This window comes from Rhodococcus sp. (in: high G+C Gram-positive bacteria) (assembly GCF_049286785.1).
Classification (GTDB): domain Bacteria; phylum Actinomycetota; class Actinomycetes; order Mycobacteriales; family Mycobacteriaceae; genus Rhodococcus_F.
Map to the genome: position 1 here is coordinate 1 of NZ_JBAQEO010000252.1, position 4,583 is coordinate 4,583.

At 69.3% G+C, this 4,583-nt stretch carries 4 protein-coding genes; all 4 read right to left on the bottom strand.

Annotated features, from left to right (window positions below):
• The coding region (gene recO / locus WAW17_RS10220; RefSeq protein ID WP_422332871.1) for a DNA repair protein RecO at positions 1-355 on the bottom strand (355 nt) is incomplete at its 3' end.
• Between the two features lie 58 nt (positions 356-413).
• Positions 414-1,370: an alpha/beta fold hydrolase gene (locus WAW17_RS10225; RefSeq protein WP_422332874.1), complete on the bottom strand. Its 957-nt coding sequence runs from the start codon at positions 1,368-1,370 to the stop codon at positions 414-416.
• Between the two features lie 179 nt (positions 1,371-1,549).
• Complete coding sequence (locus WAW17_RS10230) at positions 1,550-2,230, bottom strand: response regulator (protein ID WP_422332872.1); 681 nt, start codon at positions 2,228-2,230, stop codon at positions 1,550-1,552.
• Positions 2,227-4,583 (bottom strand): DUF4118 domain-containing protein (locus tag WAW17_RS10235; RefSeq protein ID WP_422332873.1); only part of this gene is annotated, 2,357 nt, incomplete at its 5' end. The genes WAW17_RS10235 and WAW17_RS10230, both read right to left, overlap by 4 nt.

A 4,583-nucleotide genomic window follows, 5' to 3' on the forward strand; every position in this document is an offset into this window, starting at 1 on the left:
CCGTGAGACCATGCAGCCGGGCCGCCGGGGCCCGTTCCTCACCGGCGAGCCGCTCGGCGGTCTCGAGGATCGCGCACGCCGTGGTGTAGCGGGTGTAGTCGTCGACGATGTCGGTTGCGAACGCGTCGACCGTCTGGACCTGAGTGACGATGTCGAGGTTGCGTCCCGGATAGAGCTGCACGTCGATGTGCGCGAACGGTTCGAGCCGGGCACCGAACTTCGACCGGGTGCGGCGCACCCCCTTGGCGACCGCCCGAACCAGACCGTGCTGCCGGGTGAGGAGTGTGACGATACGGTCGGCCTCGCCCAGCTTGTGCTGGCGCAGGACCACCGCATTGTCTCGATACAACCTCACCGGTCCAGTCTCCCACGTCGAGGCGACCACATTCCGCAGGCCGAGCCGCATGCGACGGTCAGGGCTCGGTGCGCCCGTCGCGCACGGCGTCGACGACGTCGCGGACCCCGTCGATGACGAGTTGCGGCTGCTCGATGTTGATGTTGTGGCCGCTGTTCGTGTTCGTGACATGCGTGGCACCCGGCACGAGTTGAGCCAGATCCTCCTGTGCCTTCGGCTGCACGGCGTCGAGAGCCGGGCCGTAGCCGGGATCGATGTCGGCCGGAAGGCTTCCGTTCGCGATGCCCTCCGCGATCTGCGGCGCCACCGAGCGGTCGGCCGAGAGGACGACGAGCGGCTGGGGCCGGATCGGCTCGGCGGCGCGGATCTCGTCGAAGCTGCGGACGAAGTCGACGCGCTCGAGGTCCGGGTATTCGTCGAGACTGTCCTGCTGCGGGGTGTTGAGTCGCAGGAACTCCTGGAACTGTTCCGGGGGCAGGAGTGTCTGCAACTCCTCCGATTGCGCGTCGATCAGCACCAGGCCCGCCACCTCGTCGGGATGGGTACCGGCGAAGAGTCTCGCGATCTGACCGCCGTAGGAGTGGGCGGCCAGCACGTAGGGACCGGGCCCGGCCTCATCCGTGGCGCCCAGCAGCGACTGGAGATCGGCGACCGCGTCCGTGGTGGTGATCGGCTGCGGAACCGGGTCGCTACGGCTCAATGCGTCCCCGCCCAGCACGACTCCCGGCCGGTCGTACGAGCAGACCCGCGTGAACTCGGCGACTCCGTCGAAGGCCGAGGTGCTCGCCGGATCGGCCGTCGTGGTCCACTGATCGGCGCCGAACCGGAGGCCGGACACGAACACGACGGTCGGTGTGCCTGTGCCCGCACACTCGAGATAGATGTTCCGGCCCCCGTCGATGTCGACCGTGGCGGAAAAATCTTGGCTCGAGTTGCCGTCGTCGCTTGCTCCGCACGCGGCGACGAGCACCACGACCCCCACAGCGGGGAGCCACCCCGACAACCGCGACCACATCGGCACGACGCACCTCGGAACCCGTCCGGAAGCGCAGTGCGCGCCCGAGTGGTCCATACCCCGGTCCGGTGGGATCAAACCCGGACGCCGCCGGTGTCAGCTGAGACGTTGCTCGAGGTGCACCATCACCTCGACCCCGGCACCGCAATCATTGGTAGTGAGCCGAATCCCTTCGCCGGTCACACCTGGAACCGGTACCCCATCCCTGCCTCGGTGATGAGATGCCGAGGATGGGACGGGTCGTCTTCGAGTTTGCGTCGCAACTGCGCCAGATACACCCGCAGGTAATGGGTCTCGGTGGCGTACGCCGGACCCCACACCTCCCGCAGCAGTTCCTTCTGCCCCACCAGCTTGCCCTTGTTGCGCACGAGCATCTCGAGCATCCCCCATTCGGTCGGCGTCAGGTGCACCTCGGCCCCGTCCCGCCGCACCGTCTTCGCCGCCAGATCGACCGTGAACGAGTCCGTCTCTACCACAGGTTCACTCGTGTCGGCGGCCGTCGCCGCACGGCGGGCGGCCGCACGCACCCGGGCCATGAACTCGTCCATCCCGAACGGCTTGGTGACGTAGTCGTCGGCGCCTGCGTCGAGGGCTTCCACCTTGTCCGCGGAGTCGGTCCTCGCAGACAGCACGATCACCGGTGCGGGGCACCACCCGCGGAGGCCGGCGAGCACCTCGGTCCCGTCCATGTCGGGTAACCCGAGGTCGAGCACGATCACGTCCGGCGGTCGCTCGGCCGCGGCGCGCAGGGCGGCGGCACCGGACGCGGCCGTCACCACGTCGTATCCGCGCACACTCAGATTGATCCGCAGGGCGCGGAGAATCTGCGGTTCGTCGTCGACGACGAGAACTCTCGTCATGGATGCTCCCCTCCCGCCCCGGCCAGTTCCACCACCATCGTCAGACCGCCGCCGGGGGTGTCGGTGGCGCTGATGGTGCCGCCCATCGCGTCGACGAATCCGCGGACGACGGAGAGCCCGAGCCCGACTCCCATGGTCGTGTCGCGGTCCCCCAGCCGCTGGAACGGGGCGAACATCTCGTCTGCCCGCCCACGCGGAATTCCCGGCCCCGTGTCGGCGACGGTGACGACGGCGCGGTCTCCCACCGCCGCGGCGCCGACCCGGATCACGGAGTCCTCACCGTAGCGGAGTGCGTTGTCGATCAGATTCGCGAGCACCCGCTCGAGCAGGCCCGAATCCGCCATCGCCGTGACCGTTCCGACGTCGACCTCCACCCTTTCCCGGGCCCGGGTCCCGGTCCGGCCGCCGATTCCCAGAGCCACCAGCGCCCGGTGCACCACCTCGTCGAGGTACACCGGCCCCAGCGTCGGGGTCACCACTCCCGCCGCGAGCCGGGAGGAGTCGAGCAGGTTGCCGACGAGAGAGGTCAGGACGTCGGCCGATTCCTCGATGGTCGCGAGCAGTTCGGCGGTGTCCTCCGGGGAGAAGTCCACGTCGTCGCTGCGCAGGCTGGACGCGGCGGCCTTGACCGCGGCCAGCGGGGTCCGGAGGTCGTGGCTGACGGCGGACAGCAGCGACCGCCGCAACCGGTCGGCCTCGGCCAGCGCCTGCGCCTGCCCCGCCTCCTGCGCGAGCTCGGTCTGGCGGATCATGCCCACCGCCTGGTTGGCGACGGCGAGCAACACGCGACGGTCCCGGGCGTGCAGTTCGCTGCCGCGCAGGGCGAGCGCGTATTCCCCCTCGCCCACCTCGCAGACGGTGTCGGCGTCGTCGACGCTCACCGGTGGGTGCGGCCCGACGGACCCCACCGGACCGCGGTCCCGGTGGAGCACGCTGACCGAATCCTGGCCGTAGGTCTTGCGCACCTTCTCGAGCAGGGTGTCGAGATCGGCCCCGCGCAGCACCGATCCGGCGAACAGGGCGAGCAACTCGGCTTCCTGCGACGCCAGGCGGGCTTCCCGTGAACGCTTGGCAGCAGCGTCGACCAGGACCGCGACGGCGACGGCCACCACGAGCAGCACGACCGTGGTGATGAAGTTGTCCGGCTCGGCGATGGTGAAGCTCCGCACCGGCGGCGTGAAGAAGTAGTTGAGGAACAGACCCGAGATCAGCGCGGCGAAGGCTGCGGGGGCGACACCACCGAGCAGCGAGACGAGCAGCACCACGATGAAGAACAGGGCCCCCTCGTCGCCCGATCCGAGCCGCCGGTCGACGGCACTCATCACCAGCGTGGCCACCGACGGGACGAGGACGGCGGCGATCCAGGCGATCGCCGTGCGGGAACGGGATCCCACCGGCGACAAGCGCCTCGGACGGTGGGATTCGCCGTGCGTCACCATGTGCACGTCGATCGACCCGGACTGTTGCACCACGCTCGCGCCGATGCCCTCGTCGAGGATGCGCGCCCATCTCGATCTTCGCGACGTCCCGAGCACCAACTGCGTGGCATTTGCGGTCCGGGCGAAGTCGAGCAGCGTGGTCGGCACGTCGTCGCCGACGACGCTGTGCAGGCTCGCGCCGATATTCGCGGCGAGCGTCCGCACTTTGCCCATCTCCGGCGCCGCGACACCCGCGAGGCCGTCGCCGCGCACCACGTGCACGACGATCAGCTCGGCACTGGATCTCGACGCGATCCGGCCGGCGCGCCGAACCAGCGTCTCCGATTCCGGCCCGCCCGTCACCGCGACCACCACCCGTTCCCGGGCCTCCCACGTGTCGGTGATCTTGTTCTCCGCACGATATTTCGCGAGTGCGGCATCCACCTGGTCGGCCACCCACAGCAGGGCGAGCTCGCGGAGTGCGGTGAGGTTTCCCTTCCGGAAGTAGTTGCTCAGCGCCGCGTCGACTTTGTCTGCGGCATAGATGTTGCCGTGGGACAGCCTGCGGCGCAGAGCCTCCGGAGTGATGTCGACCAATTCGACCTGGGTGGCGGCTCGCACCACCTCGTCGGGAACCGTTTCCTGCTGCACCACGCCGGTGATTTGCTGGACCACGTCGTTGAGGCTTTCGAGGTGCTGGATGTTGAGCGTCGAGAGGACGTCGATCCCCGCGGCGAGGAGTATCTCCACGTCCTGCCAGCGTTTCTCGTGGACGCTGCCCGGCGTGTTCGTGTGCGCGAGCTCGTCGACGAGGACCAGTGCCGGCCTGCGGGCCAGCACCGCCTCGACGTCGAGTTCTCGGCCGAGCGTGCCTCGGTAGGCGATCAGCGTGGGCGGAATCAGTTCGAGGTCACCGAGCTGCGCCGCCGTGCGGT